Annotated in this window: 4 protein-coding genes; 1 reads left to right on the top strand and 3 read right to left on the bottom strand. The window is 76.4% G+C overall.

Annotation, left to right across the window (positions count from 1 at the left end; translation table 11 throughout):
* The 3 genes from ftsW to AC0CYZ_RS26540 form a co-directional block, all read right to left on the bottom strand.
* Positions 1-1,211: putative lipid II flippase FtsW (gene ftsW, locus AC0CYZ_RS26550; RefSeq protein ID WP_472220946.1), on the bottom strand; the 1,211-nt coding region annotated here is incomplete at its 3' end.
* A 225-nt stretch (positions 1,212-1,436) separates the two neighbouring features.
* Positions 1,437-2,474: a cytochrome c oxidase assembly protein gene (locus AC0CYZ_RS26545; RefSeq protein ID WP_472220944.1), complete on the bottom strand. Its 1,038-nt coding sequence runs from the start codon at positions 2,472-2,474 to the stop codon at positions 1,437-1,439.
* 35 nt (positions 2,475-2,509) lie between these two features.
* Entirely contained in the window at positions 2,510-3,064 is a 555-nt protein-coding gene (locus AC0CYZ_RS26540; RefSeq protein ID WP_472220942.1) for a recombinase family protein, read from the bottom strand.
* A gap of 432 nt (positions 3,065-3,496) precedes the next feature.
* On the opposite strand from AC0CYZ_RS26540, the gene AC0CYZ_RS26535 reads away from it, so the two are divergent.
* On the top strand, positions 3,497-4,513 hold the full coding sequence (locus AC0CYZ_RS26535) for a hypothetical protein (RefSeq protein ID WP_472220940.1): 1,017 nt from the start codon (positions 3,497-3,499) through the stop codon (positions 4,511-4,513).
* Positions 4,514-4,675: the final 162 nt, after the last annotated feature.

The raw sequence follows: 4,675 nt of genomic DNA, 5'->3' as shown, positions 1-4,675 counted from the left end.
ACGCGGGCCTCGGGCTCGTCCCGCGCCGCGGCGGCCAGCAGGCCGAGCGAGACCATGCTGACGATCACCGAGCTGCCGCCCGCGGAGATCAGCGGCAGCGTGATCCCGGTGACCGGGAGCAGGCCCAGCACGTAGCCGATGTTGATGACGGCCTGGGCGACGAGCCAGACCGTGAGGGTCGCGACGACGACCCGGTTCCAGGGGTCCACGGTGCGCGCGGCGATCCGCAGCCCCACCCAGGCGAGCAGCGCGAACAGCCCGAGCACGGCGACGGCGCCGACGAGGCCGAGCTCCTCGCCGAGGATCGCGAAGACGAAGTCGTTGGACGCGTTGGGCAGGTAGCTCCACTGCGCGGCGCCCTGTCCGAGCCCGTCGCCGAGCAGCCCGCCGTCGGCGAGCGAGTACAGCGCCTGCTGGGACTGGTAGCCGGCGCCGAGCGAGTCGTCCCCGCCGTTGCCGAGGAACGACGTCAGGCGCTCCAGCCGGTAGCTCGCGGTCACGGCGAGCACCCCGACCGCGCCCAGCGCGCCCGCCCCGAGCAGCCCCAGCAGCCGCCCGGGCACCCCGGCGAACCACAGCAGCGCGAACAGCACGACGACGATGCCGAGCGCGGATCCGAGGTCGGGCTCGACGACGACGAGGCCCGCCGTCAGCAGCGCGACCGGCACGACGGGCAGCAGTGCCTGGCCGCCCCACGCCCGCCGGCCCGCGCCGGGGCCGCGTCGGGTCAGCAGCACGTGGGCGCCCCAGAGCACGAGCGTGAGCTTGGCCGGCTCGCTCGGCTGCAGGGAGAGCCCGGCGACGACGAACCACTTCTGTGCGCCCGCGGCCGCCGACCCCAGGCCGGGGACGAGGACGGCGGCGAGGGCGAGGAGCGAGGCCGCGTGCAGCCACGGGCTCGCCGCGCGCCACCGCCGCACCGGCACGCGGCCGACGAGCAGGAAGGCCACCCCGCCGGCGACGCAGTAGACGACCTGGTGGACGAAGACGCCATAGGGGTTGCCGGTGCGGGCGAACGAGTCGATCGACGAGGCCGAGAGCACCATGACCAACCCGAGGCCCGCGAGGACCACCGTGAGGCCGAGGACGAGGTAGTACGACGCGAGCGGCCGGCGCATCGTGGCGGCCACCGCGCGACGGGCCGCGATCACGGGGCCGGCGACCGGGCTCGTGCGGCGGGCCGGCCCCGCTCCCCCGCGCACCGTCGTCACGTCCCCGAGCCTCGCAGCGGCCGGCCGGCCGGCGCGGGACCCGCGGACCTGCGTGCCGCGGCACGAGCACGCCGCAACGGGACGAAAACCGGGGGAACGGCCGGGCGCCCGAGGCGGCGTGCGTGCCCGAGGCACTAGGCGGTTGATCATGCCGAGGGCACCATCAAGGCGCGGTGCCCTCGGCATGATCAACTGCCTACTGTCCCGCGGGCCGATCACCCCCGCTCAGGAGCGGCGGAACCGGTCGGCGAAGCGCGGGTCGTCCTCCCACCACAGCCGCGGCCGCGCCTCGCCGTCGCCGCCCGCCTCGCCGTCGCCGCCGTCGCCCTCGTCCTCCCGGACCCGTGCCCGGGCCGCCGTCCGCGCCGCCGCCTCCCGCTCCGCCGCGGCGAGCTCGGCGTCGACGCGGCGGGCCTCCCGGGCGTCCGCGGCGGCGAAGCGCACCGCGATGGCCCCGAGGAAGGGCAGGCCCGCGAGGTCCCCGCCGATCCACCACACGCCCGCGCCGATCGCCTGGTCGTTGCGCGGGCTGGGCCCCCAGGTCCGCGCCACGGCGTCGTAGTGGGCGACGGCGAGCAGCGGGCCCATCCACAGCACCAGGCCGAGGACGCCGTCCGTCACGACCTCGGCGATCGCGATCCCGAGCGTCAGCCCGTGGTGGGTCGCGCGCGGGACCGGGTCGATCTGCAGCCGGCTCACCACGTAGAGCAGCCCCGCACCCAGCAGGCCCACCGACACCAGCCCGCTCACGACGGCGCTGCGCAGCTCCAGCGGGTAGAGCCCGGTGAGGTAGAGCAGGAACGGCGGGGCGATCAACGCGATCGTCGCCGCGCCCGGGGAGGACAGCGCCCGCGCCGTCCGGGACCGGCGCACCCGCCCGAGCCGACCGACCGCCGCGGCGGGCAGGGTGTCGCGCGCCAGGGTCAGGGGCGCGCCCGCCGCGAGGAGCATCGGCGCGACGACGAGCAGCACCACCCCCTGCACGGCCCGTGCCCAGAACAGGGTGTCGTCGTAGACCGCGACCACCGAGGTCCCGACGAGCAGCAGCAGCGCGGTGCCGAGGAGGAACGGCGCGGTCCGGCGGGCGGACCAGGGCCGGCCGGCACGGCGCACGCGCCGGACGCCGGCGAGGTAGCCGCCGCCGAGCACCCCGACGCCCGCGAGCACGGCGGGCTGGACCGCCCAGGTCGTGAACAGGCGCCCGGCGGTCAGGGGCGGCAGCCCGGCACCGGGGAGCCCGGCGGCGAGCACGGGGAGGACCACCGCGCCACCCCAGACCCCGGACCGTGAAGCCGGGGTCAGGACGGCCGGTGCAGGTGCCCGTAGAGGGTGGTGCGCGGCACCCCGAGGCGTTCGGCGATCTCGGTCACCGAGCGGCCCTCGTCGTAGAGGCGGCGGGCCTCGGCGGACGCGTCGGTGTCGAGCCGCGGCGGGCGGCCCCCGCGCCGGCCGCGGGACCGGGCCGCGTCGAGGCCGGCGCGGGTGCTCCTCGAGGTCAGGGCGCGCTGCAGGTCGGCGAGCACGTCGAGGGTGTCGAGCATGCCCGCGTCCGACGACCGGGTGTCCAGGGCCTCGTCGAGGGACCGCAGGTCGGCCCCGGCCGCACGCAGGCGCTGCCCCACGGCCACGAGGTGCAGCACCGACGACGCCAGGCGCTCCAGCCCGGTGACGACGAGGACGTCCCCGGCCCCGAGCTCGCCGAGCAGGGCGTCGAGCTCCGGACGCGGCCCGCGCGTACCGCCGGTGCGGTCGACCCGGACCTGGGCGCGCTCGACCCCGGCCGCGTGCAGCCGCTCGATCTGCGCCCACGGGTCCTCGCCGTGGAGCGCGACCCGTACGTAGCCCCGGAACACTGCCTACCCCCTGCTCAACGGACGGCCTCCCGTCCCCTGTGGGCCCATCGACGCACGTCGGGCGCCCGTAACCGCTGCGCCGGATGCCGCGCGTCACGTCGGACCCCGTCCACGAAACGTGTGCCACGGCCGCCGTCGGGACGGTGCGGGCGGCACCCCCGGGGTTCGTCGTCGCTGGTGGGAGGGCCGCTCCGCCTCCGCGACGCGCCGACGGCCCGTCCGAGCGGTCCGTCCCGGTTCCGCCCACGATCCGGTGACATCGTGATGCAATCGTGACCGCACGGGGCGTCCATGCGGGTGACCCGAACGTCCGAAACGGTGGAGCGTGCCGACACGACACCCCGTGTGACGAGCAGCGGGTGCACGCTGCCACCCGGCGGAGACTCGGCCGGACGGAGCAGGGCCGCCAGGCCCGGGGAGAGTGAGGTCGACGTGCGCAAGACCGTCGCCATGATCGCGGCCGTCGTGGTCGCGGTGCTGGCCGTGGTGTCCGCGAGGGCACTGGCGAGCCCGGTCGCGTGGGCGGCCGCCGCGGTACTCGTCGTCGCGACGGCCGCCGCCGTCGCGACGCTGAGCCTGACCCCCGCGGTCCAGCGCGTGGTGGTCGCCCTCGGCGCGATCCTCGGGCTCGGCGCGATCGCCCTGGCCGTCGTCGAGTTCTCGGTGCGCGGCTACCGGACCGCCACGAGCGCCCCGCTGCTCGGGCTGGTGGCAGGCATCGCCGGGCTGCTCGTCGTTCTCGGCGTCGCGGCCGCGCGCTCGGCCCCCACCCCGACCGCCCTCTGGGCCGGCGCGACCGCCCTCGTCGCCATCGCGCTAGTGGCCGGCGTCGTGGTCGGGACGACCGTTCCCTTCCTCCCGCTCTCGCGGAACGTCACTCGCGTCACCGCCACCAACGCCACGACGGTGACGCTGCAGGCGCCCGACGGGGTGAAGGAAGGGGACGTGCTCGTCGCGCAGGTCTACCGGGCCGGGGCCGGCGAGGTCCGGGCGCCGGAGGGATGGGCACCACTCAGGACGACACCGCTGAGCGGTGCCGCCGGGTCCGTGTCCCTCTTCACGACGACCGCGGGAAGCGACCCCGTAGCTCCCGCGAGGTTCACGACCGATACCCCGACGTCGTTGGTGGGCGGCGTCGGCGCGTGGTCGCACATTGGGGCCGTCACCGCGCCCGGCGAGGCGTCGGGGACCGGCGGGGTCATCACCGCGGCGCCCGCAACGCCGGACTCGGCGACCAAGGTTCTGTACTTCGTCTCCGCCGTGGGCATCGTGAACATCCCGGCGCCGGCTCCTCTCGGCCAGAGCTGGCTGGTCAACTTCGACGACGAGAGCACAGCGCTGTTCGTGCGCCCCGCGCTCGACCCCGATGCCGCCGCTCCGGTCAGCCTGACTCCGAGCGCACCGGTGGGGCCGTGGGCGGTCCAGACGGTGGTGCTGCAGGCCGAGTGATCGGGCCCGGGTCCCGGCCGCCGGGTGGCCGGGACCCGCTGCCCGATGGCACCGTGGAGCCGTGCGCGGGGACGCCGAATCCTTCCGGAAGGGCTACGAGTCGCGGGTCGACGAGCAGATCCGCAAGGCGATCGAGTCCGGCGGGTTCGACAACCTGCCCGG

The sequence above is a fragment of the Actinomycetospora sp. genome, from assembly GCF_055612215.1.
The sequence above is the reverse complement of the archived record's forward strand: the minus strand, read 5'-3'. Positions and strand labels throughout refer to the sequence as shown.